General features: G+C 64.5%; 16 protein-coding genes and 1 riboswitch. Of the genes, 10 read left to right on the top strand and 6 right to left on the bottom strand.

Translation table 11 applies throughout. The features are described 5' to 3' along the window. Positions 1 to 4: 4 nt before the first annotated feature. The 4 genes from ACZ1JX_RS17125 to lgt all read right to left on the bottom strand — a co-directional run bounded on the left by ACZ1JX_RS17125 (position 5) and on the right by lgt (position 4,087). Positions 5 to 1,294 carry a cytochrome b gene (locus ACZ1JX_RS17125; protein WP_465124697.1) on the bottom strand — a complete coding sequence of 430 codons (1,290 nt, stop codon included), beginning with the start codon at positions 1,292 to 1,294 and terminating at the stop codon, positions 5 to 7. Positions 1,295 to 1,305: 11 nt separating this feature from the next. Continuing rightward, positions 1,306 to 1,869: a ubiquinol-cytochrome c reductase iron-sulfur subunit gene (petA, locus tag ACZ1JX_RS17130; protein WP_465124698.1), complete on the bottom strand. Its 564-nt coding sequence runs from the start codon at positions 1,867 to 1,869 to the stop codon at positions 1,306 to 1,308. 278 nt (positions 1,870 to 2,147) lie between these two features. Then, on the bottom strand, positions 2,148 to 3,203 hold the full coding sequence (locus ACZ1JX_RS17135) for a class I SAM-dependent methyltransferase (RefSeq protein ID WP_465124699.1): 1,056 nt from the start codon (positions 3,201 to 3,203) through the stop codon (positions 2,148 to 2,150). Continuing rightward, positions 3,200 to 4,087 carry a prolipoprotein diacylglyceryl transferase gene (gene lgt, locus ACZ1JX_RS17140; RefSeq protein WP_465124700.1) on the bottom strand — a complete coding sequence of 296 codons (888 nt, stop codon included), beginning with the start codon at positions 4,085 to 4,087 and terminating at the stop codon, positions 3,200 to 3,202. Before lgt ends, ACZ1JX_RS17135 begins: the two co-directional genes overlap by 4 nt. Before the next feature lie 179 nt (positions 4,088 to 4,266). Between lgt and ACZ1JX_RS17145 the strand changes: the two genes are divergently transcribed. From ACZ1JX_RS17145 to ACZ1JX_RS17155, 3 genes are read left to right on the top strand one after another with little or no spacing between them, the layout of a single operon-like run. Next, positions 4,267 to 5,970 (top strand): class I adenylate-forming enzyme family protein, encoded by a 1,704-nt coding sequence (locus tag ACZ1JX_RS17145; protein WP_465124701.1) that lies wholly within the window; start codon positions 4,267 to 4,269, stop codon positions 5,968 to 5,970. A 48-nt stretch (positions 5,971 to 6,018) separates the two neighbouring features. Continuing rightward, positions 6,019 to 8,763, top strand: coding sequence for a [protein-PII] uridylyltransferase (locus tag ACZ1JX_RS17150; protein ID WP_465124702.1), 2,745 nt, complete (start codon positions 6,019 to 6,021; stop codon positions 8,761 to 8,763). A 47-nt stretch (positions 8,764 to 8,810) separates the two neighbouring features. Beyond that, on the top strand, positions 8,811 to 9,371 hold the full coding sequence (locus tag ACZ1JX_RS17155) for a YqgE/AlgH family protein (RefSeq protein ID WP_465124703.1): 561 nt from the start codon (positions 8,811 to 8,813) through the stop codon (positions 9,369 to 9,371). Positions 9,372 to 9,498: 127 nt separating this feature from the next. On the opposite strand, the gene bfr is transcribed toward ACZ1JX_RS17155, so the two are convergent. Continuing rightward, the gene (gene bfr / locus ACZ1JX_RS17160; protein ID WP_465124704.1) at positions 9,499 to 9,978 is read right to left on the bottom strand and encodes a bacterioferritin; all 480 of its coding nucleotides are present in this window, start codon (positions 9,976 to 9,978) and stop codon (positions 9,499 to 9,501) included. A gap of 113 nt (positions 9,979 to 10,091) precedes the next feature. Beyond that, positions 10,092 to 10,268 carry a (2Fe-2S)-binding protein gene (locus ACZ1JX_RS17165; RefSeq protein WP_144907489.1) on the bottom strand — a complete coding sequence of 59 codons (177 nt, stop codon included), beginning with the start codon at positions 10,266 to 10,268 and terminating at the stop codon, positions 10,092 to 10,094. A 154-nt stretch (positions 10,269 to 10,422) separates the two neighbouring features. Then, a riboswitch (SAM-I-IV-variant riboswitch) is annotated at positions 10,423 to 10,539 on the top strand. Between the two features lie 49 nt (positions 10,540 to 10,588). Here ACZ1JX_RS17165 and ACZ1JX_RS17170 point away from each other — a divergent pair. The 7 genes from ACZ1JX_RS17170 (at position 10,589) to ACZ1JX_RS17200 (ending at position 17,773) form a co-directional block, all read left to right on the top strand. Next, positions 10,589 to 11,497 (top strand): homoserine O-succinyltransferase, encoded by a 909-nt coding sequence (locus ACZ1JX_RS17170; RefSeq protein WP_465126449.1) that lies wholly within the window; start codon positions 10,589 to 10,591, stop codon positions 11,495 to 11,497. A 263-nt stretch (positions 11,498 to 11,760) separates the two neighbouring features. Then, positions 11,761 to 11,964 (top strand): 50S ribosomal protein L35, encoded by a 204-nt coding sequence (rpmI, locus tag ACZ1JX_RS17175; RefSeq protein ID WP_039333769.1) that lies wholly within the window; start codon positions 11,761 to 11,763, stop codon positions 11,962 to 11,964. A 13-nt stretch (positions 11,965 to 11,977) separates the two neighbouring features. After that, positions 11,978 to 12,340 carry a 50S ribosomal protein L20 gene (gene rplT, locus ACZ1JX_RS17180; RefSeq protein ID WP_196275514.1) on the top strand — a complete coding sequence of 121 codons (363 nt, stop codon included), beginning with the start codon at positions 11,978 to 11,980 and terminating at the stop codon, positions 12,338 to 12,340. A 135-nt stretch (positions 12,341 to 12,475) separates the two neighbouring features. Beyond that, positions 12,476 to 13,360, top strand: a complete 885-nt coding sequence (locus tag ACZ1JX_RS17185) for an AraC family transcriptional regulator (RefSeq protein WP_465124705.1) — start codon at positions 12,476 to 12,478, stop codon at positions 13,358 to 13,360. Positions 13,361 to 13,404: 44 nt separating this feature from the next. Next, a complete protein-coding gene (pheS, locus tag ACZ1JX_RS17190; protein ID WP_465124706.1) occupies positions 13,405 to 14,505 on the top strand; it encodes a phenylalanine--tRNA ligase subunit alpha in 1,101 nt (366 codons plus the stop codon). Then, entirely contained in the window at positions 14,502 to 16,892 is a 2,391-nt protein-coding gene (pheT, locus tag ACZ1JX_RS17195) for a phenylalanine--tRNA ligase subunit beta (protein WP_465124707.1), read from the top strand. Before pheS ends, pheT begins: the two co-directional genes overlap by 4 nt. Then, a complete protein-coding gene (locus tag ACZ1JX_RS17200; RefSeq protein ID WP_465124708.1) occupies positions 16,889 to 17,773 on the top strand; it encodes an aldose 1-epimerase family protein in 885 nt (294 codons plus the stop codon). The genes pheT and ACZ1JX_RS17200 overlap by 4 nt, the downstream gene beginning before the upstream one ends. The last annotated feature ends 2 nt before the right edge of the window (positions 17,774 to 17,775 follow it).

The following is a 17,775-nucleotide window of genomic DNA, read 5'->3' on the forward strand; positions in this document are numbered from 1 at the left end:
TGGCTCAGGCAGCAGCGGGGTTGGCGTTGAGCACGGCGCTCTCATCCTTGCCGAGCACGGCTTCGGTGATCGAAAACGGAAGCGGTTCCGGTTTCTCGATCGACGAAACGAGCGGGAGAATGACGAGGAAGTGCAGGAAGTAGTACATCGAGGCGATCTGCGAGATCATCACGAAAGGTTCCGCAGCAGGCGCGCCGCCGCAGTAGCCGAGAACGGCCACGTCGATCAGCAGGAGCCAGAAGAACTTGCGGAACAGCGGACGGTAATGGCCCGAACGCACCGGCGAGGTATCCAGCCAGGGCAGGAAGAACCACACCAGGATCGCCGAGAACATCGCAAGGACGCCCATCAGCTTGGCCGGGATGAAGAAGAAGTCCGACGTGAAGGCGCGCAGGATCGCGTAGAACGGCCAGAAGTACCATTCCGGAACGATGTGTGCAGGCGTCGAGAGCGGGTTCGCCGGGATGTAGTTGTCCGGGTGACCGAGCATGTTCGGCGCAAAGAACAGCACTGCGCAGTAGATCAGCAGGAAGATGCCGAGTCCGAAGCCGTCCTTTGCCGTGTAGTACGGGTGGAACGGAACGGTGTCGCTTTCGCTCTTCACTTCGACGCCGGTCGGGTTCGACGAGCCGGGGATGTGCAGCGCCCAGATGTGCAGGATGATGACACCCGCGATCACGAAGGGCAGCAGGAAGTGCAAGCTGAAGAAGCGGTTCAGCGCGGCATTGTCAGGCGCATAGCCGCCCAGCAGCCAGACCTGAAGCGGTTCGCCGACGACCGGGATCGCGCCGAACAGGCCGGTGATGACCTTGGCGCCCCAGAACGACATCTGGCCCCAGGGCAGCACGTAGCCCATGAACGCGGTTGCCATCATCAGCAGGAAGATGACCACGCCAAGCAGCCAGATCATCTCGCGCGGGGCCTTGTACGAAGAGTAGAAGAAGCCGCGGAAGATGTGGAGATAGACGACGAAGAAGAACGCCGAGGCGCCGTTGGCGTGCGCATAGCGCAGCATCCAGCCCCAGTTCACGTCGCGCATGATGTGCTCGACGCTGTCGAAGGCAACGCCTGCGTTGGCGGCGTAGTGCATCGCGAGGATGACGCCGGTCACGATCTGAAGCACGAGGCAGAAGCCGGCGAGAACGCCGAAGTTCCACATGTAGTTCAGGTTGCGCGGAACCGGATAACCGGCGCCGACCGCGTTGTAGACGAAGCGGGGCAGCGGCAGCTTTTCGTCAAGCCACTGCGTCAGGCCGTTGGCCGGCTTGTATTCATTTGCCCAGGGAAAGCTCATGTTTCCTGTCCTCAGCCGATCTTCACGACAGTGTCGGAAGTGAATGCGTACTCGGGCACCTCGAGGTTCTTCGGTGCCGGGCCCTTGCGGATGCGCGCCGCGGTGTCATAGGACGAACCGTGGCACGGGCAGAAGTAGCCGCCGAACTCACCCTTCACTTCGCCTTCGCCGGCGCCCAGCGGCACGCAGCCGAGGTGGGTGCAGACGCCCATCGTGATGAGCCAGTTGGTCTTGCCTTCCTTGGTGCGCTCTTCCAGCGACTGCGGATCGCGCAACGAGGAGACGTCAACCTTTTCGGCCGCGGAGATTTCTTCCGGCGTCAGGTTGCGGATGAAGACCGGCTGCTTGCGGAAAACCGCCTTGATCGCCTGCCCCGGCTGGATCGCCGAGATGTCGATTTCGGTGGAGCTCTGCGCCAGAACGTCTGCCGACGGTGCCATCTGACTCACCAGCGGGACCAGCACGGCAGCGCCGCCAACTCCCGCAAAACTCACCGCCGCGATATTGATGAAATCGCGCCGGCGCACGCCTTCTTCGGCCTGTGCCGAAGTGTCGATGCTTGCCTGTTCAGCCATTGAAATTCCCTGCCTGCTGCCGCCGCGCACGCGGATCGCGCACGGTCCAACTTGCCCCTTTGGAACGGCTCTGGAAATTGCCCATGGGGCTAACCACATGGGCACCGGAACCGCACGGGAACCGGGCACGCGCAAATGCACGGCCCCGGCCCCCACTTGGCGCGCCTGATAGACGCAAAGCCCCGGCTTTGCCAACAGGCATTTTGGTGCGGGAATCAGCCCTTGTCACACCCCGTGTTTCGGGGCTTTTTCAGGCCTGTGGCGCTGCTTTGCGGCGATCAGGCCGGAGATGCGAATCCTGCACCATCCGGCCAGCGCGGCCCGGCGAGTCCCATAACCTTGAACAGGACGCCCATCTGTCCTTCGCTGGTCAACCTCTCGCGCGCGGCGTGGATAGCCTCGGCGTGGTCGGGGGCATAGGCGGCCAGCGCATCGGCGCGGGCTTCGATGCCGAGCGCGCGCAGCCAGCGGCCCTGCTCGACCGTGCCGAGCCAGCGCACGCCGCGCGACAGGGCGATGGGGGCGAGCGCAGAGAAATCGACGTGCGCGGTCAGGTCCGCTTCGCCGGGCGAGGCAAAGACATCGACCTTGCGATGCTCGCGCACCGCTTGCAGCGACGAGCCGAAGCGCGGCAGGGCATGGCCATAATCGATGAACAGCGCTGCTCCCTCCTGCGCCGCCAGTCGCCCGGCGACTTCGTAAATCACCGCAGCGCATGCGGGTGAGGTCTCGACGATGGTGCCTTCGGGTGCTTCGCGGCGGTCTGCGGGGACAGCAGGGTCCATGGGCGCGCTTCCGGCCACCGGGATCAGGCGACCGTCGGCGAGGCCCACCATGCGCTCTCGCCAGCCATCGGCCATGCGCACCAACTGGCGCACCGGCAAAGCGTCGAGAAATTCGTTGGCGACGATCAGCAGTGGACCGTCGCTTGGCAAGGTCGAGAGGTCGGCATGCCAGATCGCATCGCGGTGCAGTTCAAGCTGCATCGCCTTGAGCGCGGTGCTGGTCTCGACGAAGTGGACGCGAGGGCTGAGGCCATAGCGCCTTGCCGCGCCCAGGGCGTCGCGGGCCAACGTGCCACGGCCAGGTCCGAGTTCGACGTAGTGGACCGGCTCAGGCCGTCCGGCGCGGATCCACATGTCGGCCAGCCACAGCCCGATCAGCTCGCCGAACATCTGGCTGATCTCGGGTGCGGTGATGAAGTCGCCTGCCGTGCCGAAGGGGTCGCGGCTGGAATAGTAGCGCGCGTTGGATTCGGCCATGTAGTGGGCCACGCTGATCGGCCCGGTGTTTGTGATCAGCCGGGCAAAGGTATCGAGCAGCGGAGGGTTCACGCCGGAACGGCTCCGCCTGTTGCCAGCGGCTTTCTCAGGAGGCCGCGCAGCAGGAAGAACAGTCCCACGGCCATCATCGGAATGGTCAACCACTGGCCCATAGACAGGCCCGTCTGCAGCGCGAAGTCCTGCAACTGCGCGTCAGGCTCGCGGAAGAACTCGACGGTGAAGCGCGACAGGGCATAGCCGAGGGTGAACGTGCCGACGAGCAGGCCGGTGCGCCAGCGCGCCTTGGTCTTCCAGAACAGCAGCAGCAGCACGATGGCCAGCACAAGGCCTTCTAGCCCGGCTTCGTAGAGCTGGCTCGGGTGGCGCGCGACCAGACCGCCGCCGGGGAAGACCATCGCCCAGGGCACATCCGGCCCGGCCTCGCGCCCCCAGAGTTCACCGTTGGCAAAGTTGGCAAGGCGACCGAACAGCAGGCCGAAGGGCACGCAGACCGAGATATAGTCGCACACGCGGACAAAGCTGAGTTCGCCGCGCCACGAGACCCATGCGATGGCCAGCACCGTACCGATCAGGCCGCCGTGAAAACTCATCCCGCCTTCCCACAGCTTCAGCAGGTTGCCGGGGTGCGTCAGCAGTTCGGGCGCATAGAAGATCGCATAGCCGAGGCGCCCGCCAAGAATGATGCCGAGCGTTGCGTAAAAGAACAGGTCGTCGGCATGGCGCTGCGCCATGGGCGATCCGGGCTGCTTGATCATCTTGGACAGGTGCCAGTAGCCGAGCACGATCCCTGCCAGATAGGCCAGCGAATACCACTTGAGCGCAAAGAAGCCGAGGTCGAGCGCGATCGGCCCGATGCCCAGATCCTCCCAGCGAATCGGCGCATGTCCGCTTGCTGCGGAGGCCGACGCTACGGCAAGCGCGGTTGTTGTTGACACTAGTGACAGCAAGGAACGAACTCCCTAGAACTTTAAGGCCAGCATGTTTTGGTTGGCCCGTTTTCATGCTGTCAAACGCGCCCGATAGGCTAACGTATTGGCACAGGGAAAAGGTTGCAGGCAAACCCGAAAAAGGCGCGAAACAAGACGGCGTCAGGGTGAGGAGACGAAAGGGTATCATGAAGACCGAGCTGGACCTTGCCATGGACGGCGCCTTTGGCGCGCTTACTGCCGATGGGGCGATGTTCCACACGGTTCCGATAGAGCGGTTCGGGCAGCAGTTGCCGATGATCGCCGCCGCACCGCCACATCTTCCGGCCTACTTCGCCTATTTCTGCGCCACCCATGGTGGCAAGACGTTCATCGTCGATGGCGAGACGCGGCTGAGCTTTGCCGAAGTCTACAAGGCCGCGCGCCATGTCGCGGGCGGTCTGGTCGAAGGGCTGAAGCTGCAGAAGGGCGAACGTGTCGGCATTGCCGCGCGCAATTCGGCCAACTGGGTCATCGCCTACATGGGCGTGCTCATGGCGGGCGGTTGCGCCACCCTGCTCAACGGCTGGTGGCAGGGCGAGGAACTGGCCCACGGCATTGATCTGGTGAAGTGCCGCTTCGTCATCGCCGATGCACCGCGCGCCGCGCGGCTTGAAGGCCATGCCCATGGCGCGCAGATCCTGCCGATGGGCCACGACTGCGATTATGCGCAAGGCCTTGCCGCTCTGCTCGCAAACGGCGGCGGGATGGAGACGATCCTGCCGGACCTCACCGGCGATGATCTGGCCACCGTGCTATTCACTTCCGGTTCCACCGGATCGGCCAAGGGCGCCTATTCCGACCATCGCGGCGTGGTGCAGGGGACGATGAACTACGTCTGCCAGTCCGCTGCCATGCTCGCGATCCTGACGGCGCGGGGCGAGGGTCCGGCGGAAGGTTCGCAGCCGGTCACGCTGGTCAACGTGCCGCTGTTCCACGTGACGGGCGAGGTCCCGGTGTTCCTTCAGTCCTTCGCGCTGGGCCGCAAGCTGGTGCTGATGCCCAAGTGGGATGCGGTCGAGGCGATGAAGCTGATCGAGCGCGAGAAGGTGACCTACTTCGTCGGCGTGCCGCTGATGAGCTTCGAGATCGCCACCCATCCGGACCGCGACAAGTACGACCTGTCCACCTGCGTCTCGTTCGCCGCAGGTGGTGCGCCGCGCCCGGTCGAGCATGTCGACCGCATCCGCAAGGCACTGCCCCACGCCTTCCCGCTGCTCGGCTATGGCCTGACCGAGACCAATGGCGTGGGCTGCGGCAATCTCAACGAGAACTACCTCGCCAAGCCAGGCAGCACCGGCACCGCCTCGCGCCCACTGGTCGATCTTGCCATCCTCGACGATGACGGCAAGCCCGTCCCGCAGGGACAGGTCGGCGAAGTCTCGATCCGCTCGATCTGCAACTTCCTCGGCTATTGGGACAACGAGAAGGCGACGCGCGAGGCGATCACCGCCGATGGCTACTTCCGCACCGGCGACCTCGGCTATCTCGACCCCGAGGGCTACCTGTTCATCGTCGACCGCAAGAAGGACATCATCATCCGTGGCGGCGAAAACATCTCGTGCATCGAGGTGGAAAGCGCGATTTACGCCCATCCCTGCATCGCCGAGGCAAGCGTGTTCGGCCTGCCCGACGAGAAGCTCGGCGAAGTTCCGGCTGCGGTCTATCTCGCCAAGGAGGACTGCTCTGCCACCGAGGAGGAGCTGCGCGAGTTCCTGAAGCAGCACATTGCCCCGTTCAAGATCCCGGTGCGCTTCTGGGAAGTGCACGAGGCCCTGCCGCGTCTGGGCACAGAAAAGGTCGACAAGCGCTCCTTGCGGGAACGCTATACGAAGGAGTGGCTGGCTTCCTGATAGCCTTTGTTACTGGACGCTAGGACCTGAGGCGATAATGGTGGGAGCATGATGCTCCCCCGGATCGCCAACCAGCGTGCCATTATCGACCGCCGCCATCTGGCCGACGCCATTGCCGCGGCCTTTGCCGAGAAGGGCGAGAAATCGCGCGCCGCGGTGGTCGAGCTACTGCGTGGCGCTCTTGAGGACGGGCGAGCCGAGATCGCGCGCAGGCTCGAGGCCAAGCCTTCGGCGGGGACCGAGTGCGCGCAGGCGCAGGCATTCCTCGTCGATCAGCTGGTCCGTATCATCTACGATCACGTCGTCGGCCGCATCTATCGTGCCAGCAACCGTTCGATGGGCGAGCGTATCTCGCTGATCGCCGTGGGCGGCTACGGGCGCGGCGAAATGGCGCCGCATTCGGATGTCGACATTGCCTTCGTCACCCCGATCAAGCCGACCTCGTGGTGCGAGCAGGTGATCGAGGCATTGCTCTATTACCTGTGGGACCTGGGCCTGAAGGTCGGCCATTCCAGCCGCTCGCTCGACGAAGTCGTGCGCATGGCCAAGAGCGACCTGACCATCCGCACGGCGCTGCTCGAAGGACGCTATGTCTGGGGTGACCGCGATCTGTTCGATGCCGCTTCTGCGCGGTTCTGGGCGGAGGTCGTCAACGGCACCGAAAAGCAGTTCGTTGCGGAAAAGCTCGAGGAGCGCAACCAGCGCCACAAGCGGCTGGGCGACAGCCGCTATGTGGTCGAGCCGAACGTCAAGGAAGGCAAGGGCGGCCTGCGCGACCTGCACACGCTCTACTGGATCGGCAAATACATCCACAAGGTGCGCGACGCTTCCGAACTGGTCGATGTCGGGCTGCTGACCGCAGAAGAGTACCGCGCGTTCCGCCGGGCCGAGAACTTCTTCTGGGCGGTGCGCTGCCATCTCCACACCATCACCAAGCGCGCCGAGGACCGGCTGACATTCGATCTTCAGCGCGAAGTCGCCATGCGGATGAACTTCGCCGACCGCCCCGGCAAGAGCGCAGTCGAGCGGTTCATGCAGTACTTCTTCCTGCAGGCAAAGCAGGTCGGCTCGCTGACCGGCGTTTTCCTTGCGCAGCTCGACGGGCAGTTCGCGGGCGAGAAGCGCGGCTTCTTTGCAGCGCTGCGCAGCCGTCGGCGCAAGAAGGTCGGGCCGTTCGTGATCGACGCGGGCAAGCTTGCCGCACCTTCGGACACTACGTTTCAGGACGAGCCGGTCCGCCTGCTCGAACTGTTCTCCTGCGCGGCGGCAGAGGGGGTGGAAATCCATCCCGAAACCATGCGCATCGCCCGGCGCGATTCCGGCCTGATCGATGCCGCCATGCGCCGGGACCCGCGCGCGAATGCGCTGTTCATGGAGACGCTGACCAGCCGCAACGATCCCGAGACCGTGCTGCGCTGGATGAACGAGGCAGGTGTTTTCGGCCGCTTCGTGCCAGATTTTGGCCGCGTCATCGCGCAGATGCAGTTCGACATGTACCACCACTACACGGTGGACGAGCACACCATCCGCGCCATCGGCCTGCTCGCCAAGATCGAGAAGGGCGAGGCCAAGGCCGATCACCCGCTGGCCAGTGAAGTGGTCAGCAAGGTCGCCTCGCGCCGCGTACTCTATGTCGCGACGCTGCTTCACGACATCGCCAAGGGCCGCAAGGGCGACCATTCGGTGCTTGGCGCAGAAGTTGCGATGAAGCTGTGCCCGCGTCTGGGGCTTTCGGCAGCCGAGACCGAACTTGTCGCGTGGCTGGTACGCTGGCACCTGCTGATGAGCGCGACCGCGTTCAAGCGCGATTTGGCCGACTACAAGACGATCGCCGACTTCGTGAACACTGTGCAGAGCCAGGAGCGCCTGCGCCTGCTGCTGATTCTGACCGTGGTCGACATTCGCGCGGTGGGACCGGGCGTGTGGAATTCGTGGAAGCGGCAGCTTCTGGGCGATCTGTTCGTCTCGGCCGAGGAGATGCTGCGGCTGGGCCACAAGACCCACGGCCGTGCCGAGCGCATCGCGGCCAAGAAGAAGGCCGTCGCCACGATTCTTCGCGAGCGCGATGCGCTCATCGGCACGGTGGGCAAGCAGTTGCGCGATGCCTACTGGATCGCCGAGCCGGAGGACATCATCGCGCTCAATCTGCAGCAGATGGACACGGCGCTGGGCGAGCCGCTTTCGGTCGAGGCGCACTGGTATCCGGCGCGCGGGGCGACGCTCGTCACCGTGCTGGCGGCAGACCATCCCGGCCTGTTCTATCGCATCGCAGGCGGCATCCACCTTGCCGGCGGCAATATCATCGACGCGCGCATTCACACCGCGCGCAACGGTACGGCGGTCGACAACTTCCTCGTGCAGGACCCGCTCGGCCGCCCGCTCAACGAGGCGAGCCAGATAGCGCGGCTCAAGAACGCGATTGCCGATGCTCTGGCCAACCGCGTCAAGCTGGTGCCGCAGCTGGCCGCGCGCCCGCTCGCCCGTCCACGCGCGGATGCCTTCGACGTCCGCCCCATCGTCATTTTCGACAACAAGGCCTCCAACCGCTATACCGTGATCGAGGTTGGCGCGCGCGATCGTCCGGCCCTGCTCAGTCAGCTGGCGCGGGCCCTGTTCGAGGCGCGGCTGGTCGTCCATTCGGCGCATATCGCCACTTATGGCGAGCGCGCGGTCGACACCTTCTACATCACCGACGTTCTGGGCGAGAAGATCGACAGCGAAAGCCGCATGAATGCCGTCGAGAAGAAGCTGCTGGAAGCTGCGGAGGACCGCAAGATCAAGGCCGCAGCCTGAATGGGCGGCTCTGGCAACCGGACGCATGCATCCCTATCTCCTGACGGATGAGTGAAGCCGAGTATCTTTCCGGGCGCCTGCTCCTCGCCATGCCGGGCATGGGCGACGAGCGTTTCGATCATGCCGTGGTGGCCATGTGCGTCCATGACGAGCACGGCGCGCTCGGCATAGGCATCGGCCACGTGCGCGATGGCATCACCCTGCACGGGCTGCTCGAGGATATCGGCATCGACCCCGGCCTCGCGCCCGACGTTCCGGTCCTGAACGGCGGCCCGGTGGAAACCGCGCGTGGCTTCGTGCTCCATTCGAACGACTGGAGCGGCGAAGGCAGCGTCACGGTCAATCCGCTGTGTGAGCTGTCCGCATCGATGGATGTGCTGCGCGCGATTGCCGAAGGGCGGGGGCCAAGCCGCTATCTCGTCGCGCTCGGCTATGCCGGGTGGGGCGCAGGCCAGCTCGAAGGCGAGATGCGCCGCCATGGCTGGTACGCCGCGAAGGGGCGGAGCGAGATCCTGTTCAACACCCCCACCGGCAGACGCTGGCTCCAGACGTGGAAGAGCGAGGGGATCGATCCTTCGCATCTCGTGGCGCAAACCGGCAGCGCGTAATTCCCTCCAAATCTCTCGTCATCCCGGGCTTGACCCGGGATCCCGCTTCCTAGGTTCACAGGAAGCGGAGAGCAGGAGCGGGGCCCCGGGTCGAGCCCGGGGCGACGATGTATCGGGCGGTGAGAGCTCAGGCTTCCGCCGCTTCGCTGTTGAGCTGGATGTAGTTGGCCAGCCCCATGCGTTCGATCATGTCGAACTGCTTTTCGATCACGTCGACGTGCTCCTCCTCGCTCTCGAGGATCTTGGCAAAGAGATCGCGGCTGACGAAATCGCGCACGCTCTCGCAATGGGCGATGGCGTCTTTCAGCAAGGGCAGGGCGTCCATTTCCAGGGCGAGGTCGGCCTTGAGGATTTCCTCGACCGATTCTCCCACGCGCAACCGGCCCAGCGCCTGGAAGTTGGGCAGGCCATCAAGGAACAGGATGCGGTCCGCCAGCATGTCGGCGTGCTTCATCTCGTCGATCGATTCGTGGCGCTCGTACTCGGCGAGCTTCTTGACGCCCCAGTTGGCGAGCAGGCGGTAGTGCAGCCAGTACTGGTTGATCGCGGTCAGCTCGTTGAGCAGGGCCTTGTTGAGATATTCAATGACCTTGGCGTCGCCCTTCATGGCGCTGGCTCCATTACGATTGATGGCGCCACGTTACGCCGCACTGCAGTGCCGACAAAGCGCGAACGACTCGCACCGGAGCCGCGCAACACTTTGCAATGACGGGCGAAGCGTCAGGCCAGGGCGCAGGAACGCTCGTCGGCGATCACGTCCTCGGCATCATCGAGGCATTGGCGGCACTGTGGCTTGAAGCCCATGCGGCCGTAGATTTCCTCGGCATTGCCGGCGTGGCAGCGCGCCGTGGCGCGGATGTCCTTTTCACGGATGGCATTGCAGATGCAGATGAACATTGCGTCCGGTCTCCGTGGCGGTGTCCGTGGCAGGGGCTACCTGCCAATGATTCGCATTAATAATGCGAGTGGATTGCAATAGCAAGTCCTGCGAGCGGCATCCGCACCTGTCCGCGTGGGCCGTTGCAAAGCTATCAACGTCGCACTATCTGTCGGTCTACATCGAGAGTTGGGGTGACGCTCCAACGCCAACCTGCCGATCCGGGCAAGGTGGTACCTGATCCAGCGATGGAGATGGGATGTGGCCGATCCGGCAACCAAACGGACACGGACACCGCTGCAGCGTCTTCCCCCTCAGGTTGAAGAAAGACGCGAAGACCGTGCCGATCAGGATTGCCGACAATCTCCCCGCCCGCCGGACATTGGAAGCCGAGGGCGTCATCGTGATGAGCGAGACCGAGGCCGCGCGCCAGGACATCCGCCCGATGCGCATCGCCCTGCTCAACCTGATGCCCGACAAGATCACCACCGAAACCCAGATCGCCCGCCTGCTCGGCGCAACGCCGCTGCAGGTGGAACTCGAACTCGTGCGCATTTCGGACCACGTCAGCAAGAACACCTCGGCGGGCCACATCTCCTCGTTCTACCGCCCATGGGAGGAAGTGCGCTCCGAGAAGTATGACGGGCTGATCGTCACCGGCGCGCCGGTCGAGACGATCCCTTATGAAGATGTGAGCTATTGGGACGAACTCACCCGCATCTTCGACTGGTCGCAAAGCAACGTCCACCGCACCCTGTCGGTCTGCTGGGGCGCGATGGCGGCACTTCATCACTTCCATGGCATCGACAAGCACCCCCTGTCGACCAAGGCCTCGGGCGTATTCCGCCACGTCAACCACGCGCCCGCCAGCCCGTTCATGCGCGGACTGCCCGACGTGTTCGACGTGCCCGTCTCGCGCTGGAGCGAAGTGCGGCGTGAGGACCTGCCCGAAGGCCGTGGCCTGACGGTGCTGGCCGACAGCGCCGAAACCGGCCTGTGCCTGATTGACGACCCGGCCCACAACACGCTGCACATGTTCAACCACCTCGAGTACGACACGCTGACGCTGGCAGGCGAATATGCGCGCGATGAGGGCAAGTACCTGCCGCGCCACTACTTTCCCGGCGACGACCCGCAGGCGATGCCAGCCAACACCTGGCGCGGCCACGGTCACCTGCTCTACGGCAACTGGATCAACGAGACGTATCAGACCACGCCATACGATCTGGCGGACATCGGGAAGGGCTGAGTCATTTGTTGGGTGCGCCCCCGACGTCCGTCGGGGGCTTGCGGCACCGGCCCGCTCCCCCGCCAGGCCACCCAAAGCCTGCTCCGAGAGGTGGCCGGGCGGGGAAGCGGACCGGTGCTCCCAGAACTTCTCCCCCTCTCAACCCTTGCCTTTCCGCGCCGCTTCCCCTAACGGCCCCACCTTCAACCGACACGGATTCGATGATCGGCCTGGCCACAAGGGCTGCCAAGGCAGATCGGACGCGTCGAACTCAGGAGACGAAAATGCCCAAGATGAAGACGAAGAGCGGCGTGAAGAAGCGCTTCAAGCTCACCGCCACCGGCAAGGTGAAGCACGGCGTTGCCGGCAAGCGCCACCGCCTGATCAGCCACAACGCCAAGTACATCCGCCAGAACCGCGGCACTGACGTGATCTCCGATGCAGATGCAAAGGTGATCAAGAAGTGGGCGCCCTACGGGCTGAACTGAGGAGCGCTGAACTATGAGCCGTATCAAGCGTGGTGTAACCACCCGAGCAAAGCACAAGCGGATTCTGGATCAGGCGAAGGGCTATCGCGGCCGTCGCAAGAACACCATCCGCGTCGCCCGTCAGGCCGTCGAAAAGGCAGGCCAGTACGCCTATCGCGACCGCAAGGTTAAGAAGCGGTCCTTCCGCGCCCTGTGGATCCAGCGCATCAACGCTGCTGTCCGCGCCGAAGGCCTGACCTACTCGCAGTTCATCCACGGCACCAAGCTTGCCGGGATCGAGCTCGACCGCAAGACCATGGCCGATCTGGCGATGAACGAAGGTGCGATCTTCACCGCCGTCATCGCTCAGGCGAAGGCTGCGCTTCCCGCCGCCTGACCGGCGCGAGAACGCTAACACGTCAAAAAGGGCGGTTCCTTCGGGAGCCGCCCTTTTTCGTTGCGATTCGCGCAAGTGCGAGGCAGTGTGCGGATGAACAATGCATAACTAAAGTAAAACAGGGGCGCACACAGCTTGACCGGGGACTGCACAGTCCGGGTTCGATTCCATCGGCCGCCAGAGCCGCTGCAGCGCTATTTCACAACCTTTTACCTCACCGAGATCGACGTGGCAGACGGTGGCCGCGTGACCGACCACCTCCATCCCGAATGGGCGAACCTGCGCGTATATCAGGGTGACTTTCCGGATTCGCAACTGCCTGGCCAGCCCCCGTTCAAGGGCGTGCAGGCCAATGCCACCGGGCCTACCAGCATTGCGCTTGAATTCACCACCGGCACCACGCGCATATGGGGCATAGGCCTGTTGCCACTGGGCTGGGCCCGCTTCGTGCGGCAACCGGCAAACCTCCATGCCGACCGGATCTACGATGTCGCCAGCGAGCGCTTCCTCGCGCCGTTCCGCACCTTGGTGCGCGACGTGTTCGGCCCCGGCCGCGACGAGCAGGCCGAACTCGCCCACATCACGCGCTTCTTCGAGCGGGCGCTGGAACATGATCCGCAACCCGATGATCCCCGTATCGCCGCCTGCCATGCCGCTCTGATTGATCCTGACGTGGGTACCGTTCACGAAATGGCCGAGGCCGCGCACTTGCCCGCCCACACGCTCGAACGCCTGTGCCGCAAGCATTTCGGCTTCCCGCCGCGCCTGCTGCTGCGCCGCCAGCGCTTCATGCGCAGCCTCGTCCAGTACATGATGGACCCGTCGCTGAAATGGATCGGGGCGATTGACAGCCATTATCACGATCAGGCGCAGTTCGTGCGCGACTTCCATCGCTTCATGGGGATGAGCCCCAGCGAATATGCCCATTCTCCCAAGCCGATCCTGCAGGAAGTGATGCGGGCGCGGCAGGAGTTTGTTGGCGCTGCCGTTCAGGCACTTCACGCGCCAGCCCGCGCGTAACTCCAGACTTTGATTCCCGCGCATTTGCGGCTAGCGGCTTGCCGATGGAAAACCTCGATCAACAGCAGGCCGAAACGCTTGTCGCCATTGCGGAAGCGGCCACCCCCGATGCCGTGGAGGCGATCCGCGTCTCCGCGCTTGGCAAGCAGGGCTGGGTCAGTGCCCTGCTCAAGTCGCTGGGCGCAATGACGCCCGAGCAGCGCCAGAGCGAAGGCCCCAAGATCCACGCCGCGCGCGAAGCCGTCACCGCCGCGCTGGCAGAGCGCAAGGGCGCGCTGGAAGGTGCAGCGCTCGAAGCTCGCCTTGCCGCCGAAACGGTCGATCTTTCGCTGCCCGCACCGCAAGCGCCCAAGGGGTCGGTCCACCCGGTCAGCCAGGTCATGGACGAACTGGCGGAAATCTTCGCGGACATGGGCTTTGCCGTGGCGAGCGGTCCCGAGATCGAAGACGGCTGGCACAACTTCACCGCGCTCAACATGCCCGAAACCCATCCGGCGCGCGCGATGCACGATACCTTCTATTTCCCCGACAAGGATGCAGAAGGCCGAGACATGCTGCTGCGCACGCATACCTCGCCGGTGCAGATCCGCTCGATGATCGCGCAGGGCGCACCCTTGCGCATCATCGCGCCGGGCCGCGTCTATCGCTCTGACTCGGACGCGACGCATACGCCGATGTTCCACCAGATCGAAGGTCTGGTGATCGACAAGGGCATCCACCTCGGCCACCTCAAGTGGACGCTGGAGACTTTCCTCAAGGCCTTCTTCGAGCGTGACGACATCGTCCTGCGTCTGCGCCCGAGCTACTTCCCCTTTACCGAGCCTTCGGTGGAAGTCGACGTCGGCTATACGCTTATCAATGGCAAGCGCGTGGTCGGTGGCAGCGGCGATGCCGAGAACGGCGGCTGGATGGAAGTGCTGGGTTCCGGCATGGTCAACCGCAAGGTCATCGAATTCGGCGGGCTCGATCCCGATGAATGGCAGGGCTTTGCCTTCGGCACCGGCGTCGATCGCCTCGCCATGCTGAAGTACGGCATGGATGACCTGCGCGCCTTCTTCGATGGCGATGTGCGGTGGCTCGGCCACTACGGCTTCGGCGCGCTTGATGTGCCGACCCTTTCCGGCGGTGTTGGAGTACGTTCGTGAAGTTCTCGCTTTCGTGGTTGAAGTCGGTCCTCGATACCAAGGCCGACGCCCGCACCACCGCCGAAAAGCTGACCTCGCTCGGTCTGGAGATCGAAGGCGTCGAGGATGCCTCGGCTGCGCTCAAGAGCTTCCGCGTCGCCCGCGTGCTGACGGCGGAAACGCACCCGCAGGCCGACAAGCTGCAGGTCCTTTCAGTCGATCTGGGTGACGGCAACCCGCTGCAGGTCGTCTGCGGCGCTCCCAATGCGCGTGCAGGCCTTGTCGGCGTGCTTGGCCTTCCCGGCGCCGTGGTTCCGGCCAACGGCATGGAACTGCGCAAGTCCGCCATCCGTGGGGTCGAATCCAACGGCATGATGTGCTCGACGCGCGAGCTTGGCCTTGGCGAAGAGCACGACGGCATCATCGAACTGCCCGAGGACGCGCCGCTGGGCACGACGTTCGCGGACTATCTCGGCTCCGATCCGGTGTTCGATGTGGCGATCACGCCCAACCGCCCGGACTGCATGGGTGTCCACGGCGTTGCCCGCGATCTGGCGGCAGCGGGCCTCGGCGTTCTGCAGCCGATCGACGCCGCGCCTGTCGCTGGCAGCTTCCCCTGCCCGGTCGAAGTGCGCACCGACGATCCCGAGGGATGCCCCGCCTTCTACGGCCGCGTCATTCGCGGCGTGAAGAACGGGCCGAGCCCCAAGTGGCTGCAGGACTGTCTCAAGAGCGCGGGCCAGCGCCCGATCTCGGCGCTGGTGGACATCACGAATTACGTCATGCTCGGCTATGGCCGTCCAGCCCATGCCTATGACATGGCCAAGCTTTCCGGCGCGGTCGTTGCCCGCAAGGCGCGTGAGGGCGAGACCTGTCTGGCGCTCAACGGCAAGGAATACGCGCTGCAACCGTGGATGACGGTGATCGCCGACGATGCCGGCGTGCACGACATTGCCGGGATCATGGGCGGCGAGCATTCGGGCTGTTCGGACGATACGACCGACGTGCTGCTCGAAGTCGCCTACTTCAATCCCGCTTCGATTGCCCGCACGGGGCAGGCGCTGGCGCTCGCTTCGGATGCACGCGGGCGGTTCGAGCGCGGCGTCGATCCGGCCTTCCTCGATACCGGCCTCGACCTGCTGACCAAGTTGATCCTCGAGATCTGCGGTGGCGAGGCGAGCGAAGTGGTGCGGGCGGGCGAGCCGCCGCTGGCGCGCAAGACTGTCGCCTATGACCCGGCGCTGGCTGGCAGCCTCGGTGGCATCGACGTCGGCAATGGCGAACAGAAGCGCATCCTTGCCGCGCTCGGCTTTGAAGTGGCGGACGACTGGACTGTCACGGTGCCGACCTGGCGCCCCGACGTGGACGGCGCGCCCGACATCGTCGAGGAAGTGATCCGCGTTCACGGTCTCGATGCCGTGCCGTCAACGCCGCTGCCGCGCGCAGATGGCGTGGCCAAGCCGACGGCAACGCCGGTGCAGACGCTGGAGCGCCGCGTGCGCCGTGCGGCGGCCTCACGCGGCCTGCATGAAGCGATCACATGGTCGTTCCTGCCCGAGAAGGAAGCCGCGCACTTTGCCGATGGTGAGGCGTTGTGGAGCCTTGCCAATCCGATATCGGAAGACCTCAAGGTCATGCGCCCCTCGCTGCTGCCGGGCCTGCTCTCGGCGGCGCAGCGCAACCTGCATCGTGGAGCCACCTCGGTCCGCCTGTTCGAAATTGGCCGCCGTTACCTACGTGGGGCCAACGGAGCGAGCGACGAGAAGCTGAGCCTTGCCGTTGTTCTTGCTGGCGAATCCGTCGCACGTGGTTGGGCAACTGGCAAGTCCAAGCCCTTCGACGCCTTCGATGCCAAGGCCGAGGCTCTCGCGCTGCTCGCCGAAGCGGGCGCTCCAGTCGACAACCTGCTGGTGATGGGAGAGGCTGGAGCGCAGTTCCACCCCGGCCAGTCGGCCACGCTGCGGCTTGGGCCCAAGCAGGTGCTGGCGCGCTTCGGCATGCTGCATCCGGCGACGGCGAAGGCCTTCGATCTGGATGGTCCGGTGGCGGTGGTCGAGCTGTTCCTCGACCGTATTCCGCCGCGCAAGGGGCCGGGCCAGTTCGCCCGCCCGCACTTTGCGCCGCCCGCGCTGCAGGCGGTAACGCGCGACTTTGCGTTCCTGGTCGAGGCCGCGGTTCCGGCGGGCGATCTGCTCCGCGCGGTCAAGGGTGCGGACAAGCAGGCGATTGTTTCGGCTCGGGTTTTCGACGATTTCCGGGGGCAGGGTGTGCCCGAGGGCCAGAAGAGTCTGGCCATCGAAGTCACGCTCCAGCCCGTCGAAAAGTCGTTCGACGAAGCGACGCTCAAGGCGATTTCGGACAAGGTGGTGGCCGCTGCCGCCAAGCTGGGTGGTGTCCTGCGCGGATGAGTGACGATCTCGTCACCATCGGCGGCGGGGAGCTGACGGCGCGGATTAATCCTTTCGGCGCAGAGCTTTGGTCGCTGACCGACGCTGCGGGTACCGAGTACATGACCGACGCCGATCCGGCGTTCTGGTCGGGCCGCGCGCCGCTTCTATTCCCGATCGTCGGCGCGCTTTCGGGCGATACGCTCCGGCTGGATGGACGCGAATTTTCCATGCCGAAACATGGGTTTGCGCGTCGCAGCGCGTTTGCGCCGGTCCATGTCGAGGAGGCCGAGGCACGGTTCCGGCTGACCGATTCCCCCGATACCCGCGCGGTCTATCCCTTCGGGTTCGTGTTGGAGATGACCTTCCGGATCGAGGGGATGACGCTGCGGATGGAGGCGAGCGTGTTCAATCCGAACGCGCAAGCCCTGCCTTTCAGCTTCGGCTTCCATCCGGCCTTCGCCTGGCCGCTTCCCGGAGGCTTTCCCAAGGAAAATCATAAGCTTGTTTTCGAGAAGGTCGAAAGTCCAACTCTACGGCAACTCTACCCCAACTCTGGCGAACTCTCCCCCAACTCCGTCCCAAGTCCCGCCAACTCTCGCGAGCTTTTGCTGAGCGAAGAGCTGTTCCGCAATGACGCGTTGATCTGGGACGTGTTCGAGAGCAAATCGCTCACCTATGGAACCGATGACGGCACCTGCCTCGACATCGCATTTCCGGACACCACCGCAATGGGCGTCTGGCAGGTCCCCGGCGCGCGCTACATCTGCATCGAACCGTGGCAAGGCCATGCCGACCCCGCAGGCTTCACCGGCGACTTCCGCGAAAAGCCCGGCATCGTCCTTCTGGAACCCGGCGCAACCCGCAGCTTCCGCATGGACGTAACCGTCAAGCCGCGCTAACC

The organism is Novosphingobium sp. BL-A-41-Hi4A-0G, from assembly GCF_055521735.1.

Coding starts and splice junctions, on each gene's coding strand:
- ACZ1JX_RS17145 (WP_465124701.1), top strand. CDS start 4,267: ATGAAGACCGAGCTGGACCTTGCCATGGACGGCGCCTTTGGCGCGCTT.
- pheS (WP_465124706.1), top strand. CDS start 13,405: ATGGAAAACCTCGATCAACAGCAGGCCGAAACGCTTGTCGCCATTGCG.
- ACZ1JX_RS17125 (WP_465124697.1), bottom strand. CDS start 1,294: ATGAGCTTTCCCTGGGCAAATGAATACAAGCCGGCCAACGGCCTGACG.
- petA (WP_465124698.1), bottom strand. CDS start 1,869: ATGGCTGAACAGGCAAGCATCGACACTTCGGCACAGGCCGAAGAAGGC.
- rpmI (WP_039333769.1), top strand. CDS start 11,761: ATGCCCAAGATGAAGACGAAGAGCGGCGTGAAGAAGCGCTTCAAGCTC.
- rplT (WP_196275514.1), top strand. CDS start 11,978: ATGAGCCGTATCAAGCGTGGTGTAACCACCCGAGCAAAGCACAAGCGG.
- ACZ1JX_RS17150 (WP_465124702.1), top strand. CDS start 6,019: ATGATGCTCCCCCGGATCGCCAACCAGCGTGCCATTATCGACCGCCGC.
- bfr (WP_465124704.1), bottom strand. CDS start 9,978: ATGAAGGGCGACGCCAAGGTCATTGAATATCTCAACAAGGCCCTGCTC.
- ACZ1JX_RS17165 (WP_144907489.1), bottom strand. CDS start 10,268: ATGTTCATCTGCATCTGCAATGCCATCCGTGAAAAGGACATCCGCGCC.
- ACZ1JX_RS17200 (WP_465124708.1), top strand. CDS start 16,889: ATGAGTGACGATCTCGTCACCATCGGCGGCGGGGAGCTGACGGCGCGG.
- ACZ1JX_RS17155 (WP_465124703.1), top strand. CDS start 8,811: ATGAGTGAAGCCGAGTATCTTTCCGGGCGCCTGCTCCTCGCCATGCCG.